The organism is Olleya sp. NP1-10 (genome assembly GCF_055804415.1).
Map to the genome: position 1 here is coordinate 418,771 of NZ_CM147840.1, position 19,524 is coordinate 438,294.

Annotated in this window: 9 protein-coding genes and 1 pseudogene; 1 reads left to right on the forward strand and 9 read right to left on the reverse strand. The window is 33.5% G+C overall.

Annotated features, from left to right (window positions below; all coding sequences use genetic code 11):
* Positions 1 to 10: 10 nt before the first annotated feature.
* From AC0L4B_RS01950 to AC0L4B_RS01990, 9 genes and pseudogenes are all read right to left on the reverse strand, one after another.
* Positions 11 to 1,966, reverse strand: coding sequence for a YgiQ family radical SAM protein (locus AC0L4B_RS01950; RefSeq protein ID WP_473438318.1), 1,956 nt, complete (start codon positions 1,964 to 1,966; stop codon positions 11 to 13).
* Between the two features lie 198 nt (positions 1,967 to 2,164).
* Complete coding sequence (locus tag AC0L4B_RS01955; RefSeq protein ID WP_473438319.1) at positions 2,165 to 3,586, reverse strand: alpha-amylase family glycosyl hydrolase; 1,422 nt, start codon at positions 3,584 to 3,586, stop codon at positions 2,165 to 2,167.
* A gap of 8 nt (positions 3,587 to 3,594) precedes the next feature.
* Complete coding sequence (locus AC0L4B_RS01960; RefSeq protein ID WP_473438320.1) at positions 3,595 to 5,268, reverse strand: alpha-amylase family glycosyl hydrolase; 1,674 nt, start codon at positions 5,266 to 5,268, stop codon at positions 3,595 to 3,597.
* A gap of 96 nt (positions 5,269 to 5,364) precedes the next feature.
* A complete protein-coding gene (locus AC0L4B_RS01965) occupies positions 5,365 to 8,751 on the reverse strand; it encodes a TIM-barrel domain-containing protein (protein ID WP_473438321.1) in 3,387 nt (1,128 codons plus the stop codon).
* A 42-nt stretch (positions 8,752 to 8,793) separates the two neighbouring features.
* The gene (locus tag AC0L4B_RS01970) at positions 8,794 to 10,713 is read right to left on the reverse strand and encodes a glycoside hydrolase family 13 protein (RefSeq protein WP_473438322.1); all 1,920 of its coding nucleotides are present in this window, start codon (positions 10,711 to 10,713) and stop codon (positions 8,794 to 8,796) included.
* A 20-nt stretch (positions 10,714 to 10,733) separates the two neighbouring features.
* Positions 10,734 to 13,040, reverse strand: a complete 2,307-nt coding sequence (locus tag AC0L4B_RS01975) for a glycoside hydrolase family 65 protein (RefSeq protein WP_473438323.1) — start codon at positions 13,038 to 13,040, stop codon at positions 10,734 to 10,736.
* A gap of 88 nt (positions 13,041 to 13,128) precedes the next feature.
* Positions 13,129 to 13,785, reverse strand: a complete 657-nt coding sequence (gene pgmB, locus AC0L4B_RS01980) for a beta-phosphoglucomutase (RefSeq protein ID WP_473438324.1) — start codon at positions 13,783 to 13,785, stop codon at positions 13,129 to 13,131.
* A 4-nt stretch (positions 13,786 to 13,789) separates the two neighbouring features.
* Positions 13,790 to 15,162: pseudogene (locus AC0L4B_RS01985) on the reverse strand (MFS transporter).
* A 131-nt stretch (positions 15,163 to 15,293) separates the two neighbouring features.
* A complete protein-coding gene (locus tag AC0L4B_RS01990; RefSeq protein WP_473439376.1) occupies positions 15,294 to 16,349 on the reverse strand; it encodes a LacI family DNA-binding transcriptional regulator in 1,056 nt (351 codons plus the stop codon).
* A gap of 250 nt (positions 16,350 to 16,599) precedes the next feature.
* Between AC0L4B_RS01990 and AC0L4B_RS01995 the strand changes: the two genes are divergently transcribed.
* Complete coding sequence (locus tag AC0L4B_RS01995) at positions 16,600 to 19,509, forward strand: SusC/RagA family TonB-linked outer membrane protein (protein ID WP_473438325.1); 2,910 nt, start codon at positions 16,600 to 16,602, stop codon at positions 19,507 to 19,509.
* The last annotated feature ends 15 nt before the right edge of the window (positions 19,510 to 19,524 follow it).

Consider the following 19,524-nt stretch of genomic DNA (forward strand, 5'->3'; position numbering starts at 1 on the left):
ATCAAGACAATTAACGACGTTTCTTTTTATTGCCTTTATACTTTACTTTGTTTTTACGCTGATTAAAAGGTACTGCATCATTAAATGTGTTTTTGGCTTCACCTTTAGGCTTATTTTTTCGCCATTTTTCTTCTTTTCCAGGTAATAACACTTTTAATAAGTCAGGACGTCCTACTTTATTTAACGTCTTTTTAATCCACGCTTTATTTTCGTCTTTATACCAAAAGAAAAAACGATGTTGCTCGTCCTTTTCTTTTCTAGTTTTTGGGGTATTTACTTTTTTAAGCGTGTATGGATGGTAACCTGAATAATAAATTACAGTAGCCACAGTCATTGGCGTTGGTGTAAACCCTTGCACTTGCTCTAACTGAAAACCCATGTCTTTAGTTTCGGCAGCTAGATTTGCCATATCTTCAACCTCACAAGCTGGATGATTTGATATAAAATAAGGTATTAACTGAAGTTTTAATCCCTTTTTAATATTAATCTTATCAAAACGTTCTTTAAACTTATGGAAGTATTTAAACGACGGTTTACGCATCAATTTTAAGACAGGATCACTAGTATGTTCTGGCGCCACTTTAAGTCGTCCAGATACGTGCTTAGTCATTACCTCTTCTGTGTAAGCGTCCAACTCTTTAGGATCGGCATTTTTATTAAATTCTGGTACTAACATATCGTGTCTAATACCCGAACCTATAAACGATTTTTTAACCTTTGGATGCTTATCTACAGCTTGGTATAAATCGGTTAATGGTTTGTGAGACGTATCTAAATTACTACATATTACTGGCGAAATACAACTTGGTGCTACACATTTGTCGCAAATAGATTGTACTTTACCTTTCATTTGGTACATGTTAGCACTTGGTCCTCCAATATCACTTAAATAGCCTTTAAAATCTGGCATACTAGCAACTTTATCAACTTCTTTTAAAATAGATTCTTGACTACGAGATGCAATAAATTTTCCTTGATGTGCAGAAATAGTACAAAAGCTACAACCACCAAAACAACCACGATGAATATTTATAGAGGTCTTAATCATCTCATAAGCAGGAATAGGTCCACGCTTATTATACTTTGGATGTGGTAATCTTGTGTAAGGCAAATCAAAAGACGCATCAATTTCAGCCTCAGTCATGGTTGGGTAAGGCGGATTTATCATCAACGTCTTATCGCCTACTTTCTGAAAAATACGTCTTGCAGCTAACTTATTAGATTCTTGCTCAATCACTTTAAAGTTAGAAGCATATTTTTTCTTATCCTTTAAACACACTTCATGCGATGCTATTTCTACATCTTCCCAATTACTGTTTTTCGGAATTTTATCGTCTTTATTTAAAAGTACAGCAGTTTGTAATACTGTATTTATACTAGAAAAAGGCACGCCTCTTTCTAACAAACGTACTACTTCACGCAAGGGTTGTTCTCCCATTCCGTACACTAACATATCTGCTTTTGACGTTTCTAGAATAGAAGGTAACAACTTATCACTCCAATAATCATAATGTGTTACACGACGTAAAGACGCTTCTATACCACCAATTAAAACTGGTGTATCTGGCCATTTATCTTTTAAAATCTTAGAATAAACTGATGTTGCGTAATCTGGTCTAAACCCAATATCTCCATTTGGAGTATACGCATCTTTATCACGTTTCTTTTTATTAGCGTTATAATTACTAATCATTGGATCCATACAACCACCTGTAACACCAAAAAATAATTTTGGCTTCCCTAGTTTAACAAAATCCTGAAGATTATCGTTAACATTTGGTTGCGGAACAATAGCCACACGCAGACCAAAACTTTCTAACATACGACCGATTACTGCAGGTCCAAAAGTTGGATGATCTACATAAGCATCTCCACTAAATAGGATAACATCAAGTGCTTCCCATCCTCGAATTTTGACCTCTTTATTTGTGGTAGGTAACCAATCTGAAAGTTTTAAATCTTGCATAAGACTGCAAAAATAGATAAAAAAACACTCTTATCTATTATTATAAAAGGGTTTAGCGTTTAAAACATCAAAACCACATAATTTTAACCAAAATACACCGCATTTAAAACATAACTCACTGATAAAGAGATTTTATTAGTTTTTTAGAACAAAAAAGTTGGAGTTTCCTCCAACTTTTTAAAGATAAGACTACTGTAACTATTGTTTAACCAATATCTTGTATTCCTTTTTAGCTAAAGGAATAGCATCACCATTTAATTCTACTGTTTCGTTAGACATATAGTCTACAAAATTACCTTTTTGAGGCACATTAGCTTTTACGTTTTCTTCTGAAACATTTGCAATAAAAACAACCTCATCATTTCCTTTTGATCTTGAAAAAGAAATCACATCTTTTCCATTATCAATTGCGTTGTATTTAGCTGAAACTTTTCCACCATGTAAAGCAGCATTATTCTGTTTTAATGTTGCTAATTGTTCTAACACTTTCCATGTTTTACCTTTGGTATGCGGAAAACTATCTTTTTCAAAAAACAATAACCTATGGTCTAAATCATATTCTTGACCAGAATAAATTAATGGCATTCCTGGAGTTACATAAGCTAAAGCAGTCATCATTTCACTAGCATCTCCCATACGTTCTTTAACGGTACCATTCCAAGAATTTTCATCGTGATTGGTTACAAAATTCATTAAAATATCGTCTGCTTCATAACGATCAAAATCGGTTTGTAATGCAGTTGTAAATTCGGTTGCATCTTTTTCACCTTGAGCTATAGCATTCATAGCGTGGTGTCTATCCCAAGCATAACCCATATCAAATAAACCGTCTTTTAACAATTCTGGTTTCCAAGCTTCTGCTAGCATGAAAATGTCTTTTTTAGCACGCAATTCTGGTATCGCTTGTTGCCAAAAGTTGGTTGGTACAGATCCTGCAACATCACATCTAAATCCGTCAACACCTTCCTTTGTTAACCAATAGGTCATGTCTGCAATCATTGCTTTACGCATCTCTTGATTATCGTAATTTAAATCGGCAACATCGGTCCAATCTGTATCTACAGGATGTACTACTTCTCCTTTTTCGTTTTGTGTGTAATATTCTGGATTGGTTTTTAACCAAGTATGATCCCAACCTGTATGATTAGGAACCCAATCTAAAATCACATAGATACCATTGTCATGTGCTGTTTTTACTAAGTATCTAAAATTTTCAATGGTCCCGAATTCTGGATTGATTTTAGTAAAATCGGAAACCGCATAATAACTACCTAAATATTTGTCTTGTTCTGCTTCTGGAAAATCGGTTGCAAACTTGCTATCTTCTCCTCCTGTAGCTTTACGTTTTGTTTCCGAAATAGGAAATACAGGCATCAACCAAATTACTTTTACACCTAATTGTTTTAACTGCGGAATGTCTTTTGTAAAGGCTTCAAAAGTGCCTTCTGGTGAATATTGTCTAATATTTGCTTCATATATAACAGCAGTTTCTAAATCGGAAGCAGAAATAGGTTCTATTGCTACTTTTTCTTCTGTAACAACTTTAGTTTCCTCTTGTTTTTTCTCTTCTTTACAAGCAAAAACGCTAAGTATTGCAAGAGATAAGATTAGTTTTTTCATGTGAATTTTTATTTAATATTTTCTAATAATAGGATGTTAGATTCTGTTTCAATTGTAATTTTTCCGTTTGTAACTTCTAGAATTTCTCCTGAATAGAAGTCTTTAATTTGAGAGGCTTCGTTAAATACTGAAGACACATCAATAGTATGTTTTCCTTGAGGAATATCGATACCAACAATGACGTCATCTTTAAAATCGCCTTTGGTATAACTTCTACTAAAAAAGTAAGGTGTATTGCTTAGCATGGTATGCTTTCCTGCTCCAACCGAAGGATGATTACGTCTAAACTGTCCTAATTTTTGCCAATGGATAAGTAAATCTTGTTTTTGTGCTATTTCATTCCAATTCATGAAACTTCTTAAAGTAGCATCTCCAACAGTACCTTCTATAGTTAAATCTCTTGCAGATTCGTCTCCATAATATACTTGTGACGCTCCAGGAGACAGTAATAATCGTGTTGCAGTTTCGTAGGTTTTCTCTCTGTTTTTATCGAAAGGTTGCCCATCGTCATGAGACGTTAAATAGTTTAAAACACCATAACCTTTAAGATTGGTATGTAAAAGACTATCGTATTTTTTAAATTGTTCTTCATAAGTTTGCTGTGCAGCATTCCATTTAAATTCAAAATTGATTAGACTATTAAAAGCAGCATCAAAATAGTTTACTTTTTTATCTCCAAAATCGAAAGCGGTTCCTGCAGAAATTCCGTAGTTATACACTTCTCCAACCAAGTAAAAAGCATTATCGTCTAAAACTTTGTTTGGGTTTTGCTGCTTAAATTCCGCGAAAGCGTTATCACAAACGTCTTTAAACTCCTGCCAAACAAAAGCTTCTGTATGTTTAACAGTATCTACTCTGTAACCATCAATACCAAAATCTGTAATATAGTCGCTCAACCATTTCATGATGTAAAAACGAGGTGCACGAGGATGACCTGTGGCTTTAAAAAAGGCATCTAGCTCTGCAACTTCTTGGTCATAACGACCTTCGGCTTTCCATTTTTCTACCAATTGTGGTGGTAATTCTACAGCTTCGTTGCTTTCGGTTTTAATGTCTGGAAGGTTTTTAACCAAGGTACAAGTAACGGTATTTTCGTAATTATCGTAACGACATTGTGGATCTGTTCTTACCCAATCACTTGGCCAAACAGGATCTTGCTCTGTAACAGGACCTGTGTGATTAATTACTGCATCTAGCAACACACGAATGCCTTTTTTGTGTGCAGCATTTACTAGGTTTTTAAGATCTTCTTTGTTTCCTAAATTAGCATCGATATTAGTCCAATCCTTAGTCCAATAACCATGAAATCCGTAGGTATTTCCAGTACCTTCATCGGTTGCGCCATGAATTTGCTCTACAATTGGCGACATCCAAATAGCATTGATACCTAAATTTGTAAAATAACCCGATTCAATTTTTTGGGTGATTCCTTGTAAATCGCCACCTTCGAAACCACGTAAAACAGCAGTTTCTTTGTTTCTGTTGTAATTAACATCGTTCGTTTTATCGCCATTATTAAAACGGTCGGTTAATAAAAAATAGATATTTGCTGCTTCCCAAACAAAAGGCGTTTTAGCGTCTTCTTTTTGTTGATTTTCTGCAATATCTTGCTTTGCTTTTTTATCTGTTTTACAACTAAAAGCAAGAATAGCGATTGCAAGTAAAAGTATGTTTTTTTTCATGTTATACTTAATATTTAATTTGTGTTTCTACTTCATTTGAAGTATTCCAATTCACCTGAAAAGTCAATGTTTTTGAAACCTCATTATAGTTAAACTCTATTTTTTTCTATTGAATTTTATGTTTTTTGGTGCTTTTGGAAAATTATGAATGACAACATCTATGTTTTTAGTAGTTGTTTTGTAATTAGTACCTGTTTCTGCTTCAAACTCTAATTCTAAAAGCTTTGCAGTGGTTTCCACTTCAAATTCTAGAATTTCATAGCTTCCTTTTTCAAAAGCATTTTTGGTTTCACCATCGTCATTGTACATTTTGCGTTCACTTTTAACTATAGAAGCATCATAATAATAGTGCAAATCAAAAGTGGTTCCATTATATTCTGCAGTACTTTGCATAGGTTTTGCAGTTGGAATAAATGCGCCACCACGAACATACGTTGGAATGCTATTTTCTTCTGTTTTAACAGTAAGTGTTTGTCCACCTTCCACTTTTTTATTGGTATAAAAATCGAACCAATTACTGTTTTTAGGAAAGTACACTTCAGCTTCTTTTTGTTGTGGATTTACAATTGGTGTCACTAAAAAATCATTTCCCCAAAGGTATGTGGATACCATAGTTTGCAACTTCGTATTGTCTTCCTCTTCAAAAAATAAAGCTCGCATTAAAGGTGCTCCTGTTTGGTTATTTTCGAAAACTAAATTGTAGTTATAAGGTAGTAATTGGTAACGTAATTCGATTGCCTGTTTTGCTAAAGCTTTCGCTTTACCACTTCTAAAAACAGGTTCTGCAGGCACTTCTTCTTGCGCGTGTGGTCTGTAAATTGGTTGAAAAACGCCATATTGCAACCATCGTGCATACAACTCATCATCTAAATTATTACCAGCAAAACCACCTAAATCGCTGTGCATAAAAGCCAAACCTTGTAATCCCATTTGCAGTGCAATTTCTGGCTGAGATTGTAATCCTCCCCAAGTTCTATTTACATCACCAGACCAAGGAATCATTCCAAAACGTTGTGATCCCGAACTACCTGCACGCATTAAAATAAACGGTCTTGTGTTTGGAAAGTTTTGTGTGTACATCTCCTGCACAGATTCTGCCCAATGATGACCATAAATATTATGCACTTCGTCTGCTGTTCCAGTTGCGTGTTGCAATCCTTTAGGGTGTACTTCTGGTTCTCCTAAATCTCCCCAAACACCTGAAACACCAAAATCGGCCAAGTCTTTGTAAATATTTTGAAACCATTTTTTTCCTTTCGGATTATAAATATCAATCAGACCAGTATTACCAAAATAAAAATCGAAAGTAAATGGGTTTCCTATAGAATCCTTAGCTAAAACATCTGCTTTTACCGCTTCGTCCCAACGATTAGAAGTCGTTAATACAAAAGGTTCTGTTACCAGAACAGTTTTAACATTATTGTCTTTTAATTCTTTTATCATTTGTTTCGGGTTTGGAAAAGAATCGCGATCAAACGCTAGGTTTCCCATGGTACCTTGGACGGTTTTTCCGAACCAAAAAATATCGATAATTATAGCATCTAATGGAATATTCTCTTCTCTAAACTTTTCTACAGTAGCAGTTACTTCTTCTTGAGAATGGTAACCAAATCGACTAGAAAAATTACCCAAAGCCCAACGTGGTGGCATGGGTTGTGTTCCTGTAAGCTGAGTATAGTTTTTAGTAAGATCTAACCAAGAATCGCCAACCACCACTTGATAGGTTTTTCTACCAGAAATCGTTTCGTACGTTAGTGTATTATCTCCTTTACTATCTAAATCTAAAAAGCCAATGGGTGCATTATCAAAATGAATAAGATACTTGTTAGAAGACACCACAATTGGCATGGTGTAATTCATTAACTCACTTCTATCTTCATACCCATAATGTGCTTTATTGTACAACTCTAAACGGTTTCCTCTTCGGTTCATACCTAGAGCTCTTGCGCCTCCACCATATAAAACTTCATCTGATTTTAAATTAAAATGAATAGTTTCAAATGCATCCGTTTTTTGATAGCCATTTTTTACCGAAGTCACTTCCTCTCCATCTTTCCAATACGAAATATGAAAAGGTGCTTTGGTGATTTTTACTTTTAATTTTTCAGATTGAAAACGAATCTCTGAAGCTGTTTCATTAAATTTTACATCAGAAAGTGCTTTATCTAAAACAACCGCGTGTGATTTTTCATTAAATACTTCTCCTGTTGGCAAGAATGTAGTCTCGATAATTTCGGGATGGTAAAAATGCATGGAATAGCTTCCATCGGAAACCTGAATATGTAATTGATTGTTTTCAAATGCAACAGATTTAAATTCTCTTTTTTGAATCGCATCTGCAAACAGCCAAGTAATAGCCTCCTCAAAATTGTTTTCCCATAGCGCTTCATTATGTTTTCCTTCAGGAACAACTTTAGATTGTATGTTTTCTTTAGGAAATCCGTTTTCGGTTAAAATAGAAACCATACGATTCATGTCTGTAACCGTTTGGCTAATTTCATTAAAACCTGCATTTTCACCTTCTTTTCCTCCAGCTAAAAAGTACATTTTTGTGTCTTGAATATTAGCTCGTTTTTTTGAAAACTCATTAACTGCTGGAGCAAACCAAAATGCAGGAGAATACACACCAACTTTTCCAAAAACTGTTGGGTATTTTAAAGCAGCATAATGTGAAATCAATCCACCCATGGAACTACCAAAAATAGCGGTATTAGATTTGCCTTTTTTAGTATTGAAATTAGTATCGATATACGGTTTTAAAGTGTTCACAATAAAATCTACATAAGCTTTACCTTCGCCTCCACCATATTCTGGATGTGTCCATGGAGAATATTCATCTAAGCGTTTGGATTCGCCATTATCTACAGCAACCACAATAAGTTTTAGGTTTTCCTTAAATAGTTTGTCTAGAATTTCATCTACTTTCCACTCACCATATGTAGACGTACTGGCATCAAAAACATTTTGCCCATCGTGCATATACACTACAGGATAATTGTCTTTAGATGTTTTATAATCTGCAGGTAAATACATCCAAACACGACGTTTTCTGTTGAGTTGTGGTATGTTGAACGTTTCGGATAAAACAGTAACATTTTTTGAAGCAGTTGATGCTTCCTGAAGATCAAACAAATGACTCCAACCTGCGATTTTTACTTTTAGCGTATCGTTTGTTTCTGAAAATTTATAGATACGATTATCTATTTTCGACCCTTTATTTGTGCTTTCTGAAGTCTCCCAATTCCCTAAGGTAAACTTGAATAAAATGCGTTGTTCTGTTTTAGGAAGTGTTATTTGATACTGTCCATTTATTTGTTGTAATTGGTAGTCTTTATGTCCTCCAGACCAACCTTCAAAATCTCCTGAAATAAATATAGAAGCATCTTTTGGAGTATCTTTTGGAAGTTCTTCAACTACAATAGTAACCTGTGCAAAGGTGAATTGAAATAGTAAGAAGGATAATATGTATAAAATATTTTTCATTACGATGGAGACCTCTCGACTGCGCTCGAGGTGACATTTAATTTATAATTTAGTAGATAATAGTAAACTTCCTCTTTCGTTTAAGGTAATTTCATCTTCCCAAACAAAAGTTTCATTCGTTACTATGTTTTTTAATGTTTTGCCTTGTAAACCAACTTCTTCAAAACGTTTTAAATCTAAACTAATTGGTTCATTATTTTTATTAATGATATGTACAACGGTTTCACCTTCTATAACTCTAAATAAGAAATACGTTCCCATAAATGGAGCAAAATGGATGGTTTGTCCATTGTGAATGGCATCACTAGATTTTCTGTAATTCAATACTTTTTTAAGGAATAACTGCATGTCTTTTTGTACTTCGGTTAATCCTTCACTTGCAAATGCATTAACAGCATCTCCTTGCCAGCCTCCAGGAAAATCGGTGCGTATCAAACCATGATCGCCAGGTTTTTCAAAATCGTTCATTAAGATTTCTGTTCCGTAATACAATTGCGGAATTCTTGGTAAGGTTAACAGATAACTTAAAGCCATTTTGGTATTTGGCACATCTCCTTTTAATTGTGTAAAAATGCGACTCATATCATGATTGTCTGGAAATACCATGATATCTTTTGGTGATGCATAGGCAAAATCGTTTGCCAACCCTTCGTATATTTTTACCAAACCAGTATCCCATTTTTCGTCTTCATTTAAAGCATCGACCGTATTTTTTTGCATAGCAAAATCCATAGTCGATCTTAAATTAGAATCGTAACCATCTTTATTGTCATGACCTTCTTGCCAATAGGCAATTAGTAATGGGTTGTAACTCCATTCCTCTCCTACAATACTAAAATTAGGATACTCGTCCATAATAGCTCCAGCCCAATCCGACATAAACATTTTATCTGGATAAGGATAAGTATCTTGTCTGATTCCGCTTAATTGTAAGGTTTCAATCCACCAAATACTATTCTGAATAATATAGTTTGCCATAAACGGATTTTGCTGATTTAAATCTGGCATTGTTGGTACAAACCAACCTTCTGCCATTTCTTTTTTATCGCGTTTAGAAGCATACAAATCTTGGTTACTCGTACGTCTGTGGTTGGAATTATTTAATGGTTTATTATTCTCAAAACTATCTTGTTGGTTCACCCAATCTTTAAATGGTAAATCTTGCATCCACCAGTGTGCACTTCCACAATGATTAGCTACTTGATCCATGATTAAACCGATACCTTTTTCTTTCGCTTTTGCAGCTAATTCTTGGTATTCTTCTAAAGTTCCGTAACGTGGATCTACTTGGTAAAAATCGGTCATAGCATAACCATGATAGGACGATTCTGGCATATCATTGGTTAATAATGGGCAAGACCAAATTTGGGTAAAACCCATTTCTTCTATATAATCTAAATGCTGAATAATACCTCGTAAATCACCACCATGACGTGCATAATCGTCTTTTCTATTGATGGTTTTTTCTTTTAAACTTTCCTTTATATCATTAGAAGTATCTCCATTTGCAAAACGATCTGGAGTGATTAAATAAATAGCATCTGTACTATCAAAACCTTGATAATCGGAAGCTTCTTTGACACGTGCTTTAATTTCGTAAGTTTGAATGAGTTCCTTTTCTTCATTAAATTTAAAATGAATATTGAATTGTCCTGCTTTCGCACTTTCTGAAATATTTAGATCTAAAAACAGATAATTAGGACTATCAGCTTTATGCACTTTTTCAATAGAAACGCCTGCATAATTTATACTAGGTGTTGCTTCCATAATGTTTGGATGCTTCACCAATAATTGTACTTGTGTATTATTAAAACCTGTCCACCAATGTGGAGGTTCTATACGCTCGATATCATTTTTAACTTCGGTTACAACTTCTGAAGTTGTTACTTTTTCAGTTTTCTTCTGACAAGAAAAACTAACACTAATTAAAATTATTAATGCTAGATGTATTAATTTTTTCATTTTAATTAGTGTGTTTAGTTTTAAATTTTCACCAAGTTATTTGGCGATACTGTTACTGAATTATCATTTACTTGAATGTTTAAATCTGTATTCCCTTCTAACTCGAAAGTTGTTTCCGCTTGTGATACATTCACTTTTAAAATTTGATCTCTAAAGTTTACTTTAAACGAATATGCTTCCCATTCTTTAGGAATACGAGGTTCAAAATGTAGTGTATCGTTTTTTACACGCATACCACCAAAACCTTCTACAATACTCATCCATGTTCCAGCCATACTTGTAATGTGCAAGCCTTCTTCTACCTCTTTATTATAATCGTCTAAATCTAAACGAGACGTACGTAAATAGAACGTATATGCTTGATCCATTTGGTCTAACTTGGCAGCTTGAATACTGTGCACACAAGGTGACAATGAGCTTTCATGTACTGTAAATGGTTCGTAAAAATCGAAATGACGTTTTAATTCTTCAGTAGAAAACTGGTCTTCAAAAAAGTAAAAACCTTGTAAAGTATCTGCTTGTTTGATGTAAGGCGAACGTAAGATTCTGTCCCAACTCCACTTTTGGTTTATTGGTCTATCTTGATTTGGTAAATCTGCAACCGTAATTAATTCTTTATCTAAAAACCCATCTTGTTGTAAGTATACTTGGTGCTTTTCAGAATATGGAAAGAACATATTATCTGCTACTTTTTTCCAAGCTTCTAGTTCGTTGTCTGTAATTTTTGTTTTACCAGAAATACGCAAATAATCTTCGTGATGACCTTCTTTTACTTTATCAATATTTTCTAACGCATAATCAATACACCATTTTGCTAAATAGTTTGTGTACCAGTTGTTATTTATATTGTTTTCGTATTCATTTGGTCCTGTAACACCTAAAATAACGTATTGGTTTTTATCTGTTGAAAACGTAGCACGTTGTTGCCAGAATCTAGCAATTCCGATAAGGACTTCTAATCCCATTTCTGGAATATAGCTGTAATCTCCTGTATAACGATAGTAGTTAAAAATAGCAAAAGCGATTGCTCCATTTCTGTGAATTTCTTCAAAGGTAATTTCCCATTCGTTATGGCATTCTTCACCATTCATGGTTACCATTGGATACAATGCTGCTCCATTTTTAAAGCCTAATTTCTCTGCATTTTCAATCGCTTTTTCTAAATGATTGTAACGATATTGCAGTAAGTTTCTTGCTACTTTTTGATCTTTGGTAGCCATATAAAAAGGAATACAATACGCTTCGGTATCCCAATAGGTACTTCCACCATACTTTTCTCCTGTAAAACCTTTTGGACCAATGTTTAAGGTAGAATCTTTTCCTAAATAGGTTTGGTTTAATTGGAAGATATTAAAACGAATACCTTGTTGTGCTTTTACATCTCCATCGATTGTGATGTCTGACATTTCCCAAATTTTTGACCAAGCCTCTTTTTGGTTATTTAAAAGTGCTTGAAAACCTAAATTTGAAGCAGTATCTAATGCTTTTTTAGCTGCTGAAACTAACTGATTTTTATCGTGATTTCTATCTACTGTATAACCACCAAACTTTTGGATGCTTGCGGTTTCACCTGAATTCACAGAAACTGTATATGTAAATGAAATAGCATTTTCCTGTTTATCTATTTCTGGTGTTTGTTCTTGTTTTGTATTATTTACAAAAACCGAAGATTGCATAAAAGTACAAGTATGAAAACCTGTTTTCATTGTTTTTGCTTCAATAAATGCTTGCTCGTTTTCTGTACTTACGTTTAAAGTATCCCAAAATTGGTCGTCCCAATTGGTATCTTCATTTGTAATACCTGAATCTAAATACGGTTGAAACTTAATAGTCGCTTCTCCATTTAAAGGTGTTACTTGATAATTTATAGCTCCAACTTCATCTAAATCTAAACTTAAAAAACGAAGTACTTTCACTTCAATTTCTAATTTATTTTGAAGCATTGCAGTAAACGATCTAGTTAACCAACCTTCTTGCATGTTAAGCTCTCTTCTAAAATTAGAAACCGAAACACACGTATTTAGATCTAGTTGTTCTCCATTAATTTCTACATTAATACCTATCCAATTTGGAGCATTTAGTACTTTAGCAAAATACTCTGGATAACCATTTTTCCACCAACCAACTCTGGTTTTGTCAGGATAATAAACGCCTGCAATGTAGCTTCCTTGAAAGGTTGGACCTGTATATTGTTCTTCAAAATTAGCACGTTGACCCATTGCACCATTTCCGATGCTGAATAAACTTTCTGAAGACTTAACGCGATCTGCATCAAAACCTTCTTCAATGATAGACCAATTGTCTGGTTGTATATAATCTTGATTCATTTTTTATATTTATTTGTCATTGCGAAGCATAAAATGAAGAGATACGCTTTAGATGAGATTTCTTCACTATGTTTAGAATGACGTTGTTTTATCTGTTTATTAATTCTTGAATGAAGCTGTTTTCAATTTCGGTGAAATCTGAAAAAATATAATCTGCTTCATGTAATACCTCTTTTTCTCCTATACCAATAGATATCATATTTGCAGTATTTGCAGCTTGAACACCAGCTACAGAGTCTTCAAAAACAATACAATCTTCTGGTTTCATGTTTAAATGCTTTGCTGCAATTAAAAACACTTCTGGATCTGGTTTTGCTTTACTAACATCGTTACCATCCACAATAGCATCAAACTTTGAAAGTAAATTGACCTTTTCTAAAATTGGTCTTGCATTTTTACTTGCAGAACCTAAGGAAATTGGCTGTTTCTTTTCTATTAAATAATCTAAAGTTTTTGGTACATCTGGTAAAATTTCTTCATCTGTCATTTTTGCAATGAAGCTTAAATACTCTTCATTTTTTTTACCCATTAATGATGTAAATAATTCTTCTGAAATGGTTTTATTTCCCCAATCCAGTATTTTTTCTAATGATTTTACACGACTTACACCTTTAAGTTGTTCGTTTTGCTCGTGTGTAAAATCTATATCTATACTTTTTGCAAGGTTTTTCCATGCTAAAAAGTGATATTTTGCAGTGTCCACTATGACACCATCTAAATCGAATATGAATCCTTTTTTATTCATTTTTTTAAATGTCTTCAGCTTGATAAGTAATTGCGTTTTTGTTTGTGATTAATAAGTTGCAAAGTCCTGCAATTATTAAACTTATTCCTGCAACTGTCATTGCATTTATAGCTTCGTCACCTAATAAACTAGAGACAAAGTTGATTCCGCCTAAGGCAGCAATAATTTGTGGGATTACAATAAACATGTTGAAAATACCCATGATTACTCCCATTTTTTTAGGATCCACAGAACTAGATAACATGGCATAAGGCATGGAAAGAATACTTCCCCAAGCAAAACCAATTAAAACAAAGCAATACTTAAGATGTTCTGGCGAAGCATAATTCATGGCCAAGAAACCAACACCTCCTAAAATTAGAGATCCCATATGTACTAGCTTACGGTTGATGCGTCTTTTAGAAGTATACAGTACTAATAATAATGCAAAAGCCATTGATGATAAACCGTAAATTCCCATTGCAGAACCTACTAAATTTGATGATTTTTGAAACGCTGTGTTTTGCGTATCAAACGCTGCTTTTTGTACTGTGTCTGCCATATCAAAAGCACTTTCTATTGGAGCTGGTGTATTAAACACATGCTCTGTAAGTGCAGGATTGGCTAAACTCCACATGGTAAAAAAGCAAACCAAGAAAAGAATTGGATGACTCCTAATTTTTTCATGGTTAATGGCATGTTACCAATATTGTTTAAAATGTCTGGAATGAAGTTGTTCTTTTTAGCTTTTTCACGTTCGAACTCTTCCATGTCTTCTGGAGGATATTCTGTTGTAGTAAATACAGTGTAGAGAATACTTATTAAAAACACGAATGCTCCAATTGCGAATGCAATTTTTACAGAGTCTGGAATAACACCTAAATCTGCTGCATCACTAACTCCAAATTTTGATACCATCCAAGGTAAATTACTTGCAACCCATGTACCAATACCAATAATTAGTGTTTGTACTACAAAGCCATACGAGCGTTGTGAGTCAGGTAATTTATCTGCTACCAAAGCCCTAAACGGTTCCATGGAGACATTTATGGAAGCATCAAGAATCCATAAAAATCCTGCTGCAACCCAAAGTGCTGGAGAATAAGGCACAAAAAATAGGGCTAGAGAACTTAAGATAGCTCCTACTAAAAAATAAGGACGTCGTCGTCCCCATTTTACACTCCAAGTACGATCGCTCATGTAACCAATAATGGGTTGTACCAACAATCCTGTTAAAGGTGCTGCAATCCACAATAATGGGATTTCGTCTTTACTTGCTCCTAATGTTTGAAATATTCGAGACATGAAGCCTCCTTGTAATGCAAAACCAAATTGAATTCCTAAGAAACCGAAACTCATGTTCCAGATTTCCCAAAAGCCAAGGGTACGCTTTTTCATAAATAGTAAGTTTAAATTATTACTATTTTGACAAGCTTATACTTATCAAAACTATATTACCTGAGAAGTAAAAATATATGTTTTGAATGCCGTAAAGATATAAAAGATTTTAAATGAGCAATGTTAAATTTTTATTTTGTGGATGCTCTTTCAATTAATTCGGTTTCAATAACTACAGTTTCGTAGATGTCTTCTTCGTCCTCACGTTCAAGGTTATTGATTAATAATTCAGCTGCTTTTTCGCCTATTTTCTTACCATGTTGACTAACTGTAGTTAAAGCAGGTACTGCATGTTTAGATAAAACACCATCTGTAAAACCAACAATTTGTAAATCGTCTGGAATTGTTAAACCTAACTTTCTAGCAACCTTCATTGTTGTAATAGCATACAGCTCGTTTACAGCAAAAACACCATCAATTTTTTTATTATTTTTAAATAAGTTTTCAATCTCTATTTCTAAAGAATCCAGATGATCTTCAGACAACAATTGGTCATGAACCTTTAATATTAAGCTTGCTTTTGGTGCTATTTTATGATCTTCTAAAGCTTCTAAATAACCTTGAGTCCTTAATTTACCAACACTTACATAATCTTTAGTAGTTACAATTGCTATGTTTTTACAACCGCAAGCAATTAATTTATTAACTGCTAATTTTGCACCTTCAGAATCATCAACGATTACTTTATCGCATTTAATATCGTTAACCACACGATCAAACATTACAATTGGCATCCCTTGATTTATAGTTTCAGTAAAATGATGAAAGTCTTGCTGTTGCTGAGTTTCTTTAGCAATAGACAATATAAAACCATCGATACTTCCGTTGGCTAACATTTCCATATTTATAACCTCTTTAGCAAAAGACTCGTTTGATAATCCAACAATAACATTATACCCTCTTTGATTGGCTACAGCCTCTATACCACTAATGACCTTGGAGAAAAAGTGATGCACAATTTCTGGTATTATAATACCTATGGTCTTTGTCTTCCTATTTTTTAAACTCAGTGCAATATTATTTGGTCTATAATTATATAGCTTAGCAAAAGCCTGAACTTTTTGACGTGTATCTTCACTAATTTCGATACTATTTCTTAAGGCTTTAGATACTGTTGAAATAGACACATCTAACTCTCTTGCTATTTGTTTTAGGGTTACTTTTTTTTCATAAAATTTAAACTGAATGACAATGTTGTAGATTAATAAAAATAATGACGTAAAGTTATTAGTTTAATTAAAACGAAAGTCACAAAGTGATGATTATTCATTATTTGGAGGTGATTTTTCTTAAAATCGCAAAAAGTTGTCAACACGAAAACGTTTTCGTAGTATATTCTCAAAATCGATACAAAAAATTAACACAAAATTTACATAGATTTATCATCGAGAAGTAAAAATATATACTAAAAAATTAAAACTAACTTAATAATATTGTATGAAAACAATTTTTAAAAGGCTACTATTAGCTTTACTGTTTATTCCTACTGTAATCTTGGCTCAAAGCACAATTACAGGTAAGGTAACAGAGCAAGCATCTGCCCTACCCATACCAACTGCCAATGTTGTTATAAAAAATACAACAAAAGGGACTACTACCGATTTTGATGGTCAGTTTACCATTGAGGCTAACAAAGGAGATGTTTTAGTATTCTCTTACGTTGGTTACAACACACAAGAAATTACTTATAATGGTGAATCTACTCTTAATATAAAATTAGTTGAAGACGCTGCGCTTTTGGACGAAATCGTTGTAATTGGATATGGTGGTGTTAAAAAAGAAGACATTACAGGTACAACAGACCTACTAACAAGTGAAGATTTTAACAAAGGTCCTATAGTATCTGCTCAATCTTTAATTAGTGGTAAAGTTGCAGGTGTAAATGTAACTTCTGGAAGTGGCGCACCTGGTGAAGGACAAAGTATAACAATTCGTGGTGCTGGATCTTTATCTTTAACTACTGAACCACTTTATGTTATTGATGGTATACCATTAGACAATGGTGGAGTTGGAGGAACAAGAAATCCTTTAAACTTTATAAACCCAAATGATATCGAAACATTTGTTGTTTTAAAAGACGCTTCTTCAACCGCTATTTATGGTTCAAGAGCTGCAAATGGTGTTGTTTTAATTACAACAAAAAAAGGAAAAAACAAAGATTTCAAATTTAATGTTAGCTCTCAGACAACTGTTTATAGTCCAATTGATGATATTGATGTCATGTCTGCAAGTCAGTTTAGAACTTTGATTAACGACATTGGTTCTCCTGAGCAAATTGCGTTATTAGGTAATGCTAATACAAATTGGCAAGATGAAATCTATAAGACTGCTTTTGGACAGGATCATAATTTTAGTGCTTTAGGAAGTGCTTTTGGAGTACCAATGCGTGCCTCTTTAGGATATTCTGAACATGATGGAATATTAGATGGAGACAATTTACAACGTACTACTGGATCTTTAAGTTTAACTCCTAGCCTATTAGATGACCATTTAAAAGTTGCTTTAAATGCAAGAGCAATGTACACGGAAAACACTTTTGTTGATAGAGGTGCTATTGGAAGCGCTGTAAGTTTTGACCCGACACAATCTATATTTGATCCTAACTCACAATATGGCGGATACTTTACTTGGTTAGATAATGGAACTGGTAACCAAAATAGTTTGGCTCCTACTAATCCACTAGCTTTATTAAACTTAAAGGATGATACAGCAGAAGTGAGACGTTTTGTTGGAAATGCCAAAGTAGATTATAAAATACATGGTTTTGAAGCTCTAACTGCAACTATAAATGTTGGTTATGACACATCAAATAGTCATGGACGTACTGTTACTAGTGAGCTAATACCTACTTCTGATGAGACATTCAACGGATCAAAAACAAGTTATGTTCAAAATTCTTATAACAAATTGTTCGATGCTTATTTAACCTACAATAAAACACTTAATGATGTACATAATTTAACAGTTGCTGGAGGATACTCATACCAGTCTTTTGAGTACGATAATTTCAGTAATGATAGTGAAGCTGAAGAAGACGGAAATCAATTTGAGTTTATAGATAAATCTAAAAATGTTTTATTATCTTATTTTGGTAGAGCAAATTACAATTATAATAGCAAATATTATGTAACTGCTACTTTAAGAGCCGATGCCTCTTCAAAATTAAATCCTGATGATCGTTGGGGAATTTTTCCTTCTGTAGCTGCCGCTTGGAGTATTCATCAAGAAGATTTTATGCAAGATTCATTTTTTAATGAATTAAAATTACGTGTTGGATATGGTGAAGTAGGTAACGTTAACGGACTAGGAGATTACCAGTTTTTAACGCGTTATAACGGAAGTACAGATACAGCAAATTATCAATTTGGAAGTGGCTTTTTTCAAACTTACAGACCAGAACCTATTAATGAAGATTTACGTTGGGAGATTGGAAAAACATTTAATATTGGTTTAGACTATGCCTTTTTTAACAGACGTGTTTCTGGATCAATAAATGCATATATGAAAGAAACAAATGACCTTATTGCTAGTTCATTAGTTGACCCTTTCACAAACTTTGGAAACCGAATAAATGCCAATATTGGTAACATGGAAAATAAAGGTTTAGAATTCAATTTAAATGTGACACCTGTAAAAACTGATAATTTTGAGTGGTCAGTTAATTACAATATTTCCTTAAACGAAAACGAGATAACTAAACTAAACACAGACCAACCTCAAGGAGGTATCTCTACAGGTGTAGGTAATACAGTTCAAATACACAGAGAAGGTGAATCTGCAAATAGTTTCTATGTTTTTGAACAAGTTTATGACGCTAATGGGACACCACTAGAAGGTGTATTTGTAGACAGAAATGGTGATAACATTATTAATGATGAAGACAAATACATCAAAGAAGATCCTTTTGGAGATGTCCTAATGGGTTTTAATACTAATGTAAACTATAAAAACTGGGATTTTTCACTACAATCAAGAGCTAGCCTAGGTAACTATATGTATAATGATGTTGAAGCTAATAGAGGAATTTTATCTAATGCAACAAACAATAATATCTTAACAAACATTCATACAGATTATTACAATACTGGTTTTACTGTATTAGATGCTAATACAGCTATAAGTGATCACTTTGTACAAGAAGCTTCTTTCTTTAAAATAGACAATATTACAATTGGTTATACTTTAGATAAAGTAAAAAATACAACGTTTAGATTTTATGGATCATTACAAAACGTATTAACAGTAACAGATTACAATGGATTGGACCCAGAAATTAATTTAGGAATCGATAATAATTTTTATCCTAGACCTAGATCATTTGTAATGGGAGTAAACATTGATTTTTAATAAAAGAAAAGAAAA

What these genes read in the sequence shown, in the direction of transcription:
- AC0L4B_RS01950 (WP_473438318.1), bottom strand. Translation starts at nt 1,966, where the DNA reads ATGCAAGATTTAAAACTTTCAGATTGGTTACCTACCACAAATAAAGAG.
- AC0L4B_RS01955 (WP_473438319.1), bottom strand. Translation starts at nt 3,586, where the DNA reads ATGAAAAAACTAATCTTATCTCTTGCAATACTTAGCGTTTTTGCTTGT.
- AC0L4B_RS01960 (WP_473438320.1), bottom strand. Translation starts at nt 5,268, where the DNA reads ATGAAAAAAAACATACTTTTACTTGCAATCGCTATTCTTGCTTTTAGT.
- AC0L4B_RS01965 (WP_473438321.1), bottom strand. Translation starts at nt 8,751, where the DNA reads ATGAAAAATATTTTATACATATTATCCTTCTTACTATTTCAATTCACC.
- AC0L4B_RS01970 (WP_473438322.1), bottom strand. Translation starts at nt 10,713, where the DNA reads ATGAAAAAATTAATACATCTAGCATTAATAATTTTAATTAGTGTTAGT.
- AC0L4B_RS01975 (WP_473438323.1), bottom strand. Translation starts at nt 13,040, where the DNA reads ATGAATCAAGATTATATACAACCAGACAATTGGTCTATCATTGAAGAA.
- pgmB (WP_473438324.1), bottom strand. Translation starts at nt 13,785, where the DNA reads ATGAATAAAAAAGGATTCATATTCGATTTAGATGGTGTCATAGTGGAC.
- AC0L4B_RS01995 (WP_473438325.1), top strand. Translation starts at nt 16,600, where the DNA reads ATGAAAACAATTTTTAAAAGGCTACTATTAGCTTTACTGTTTATTCCT.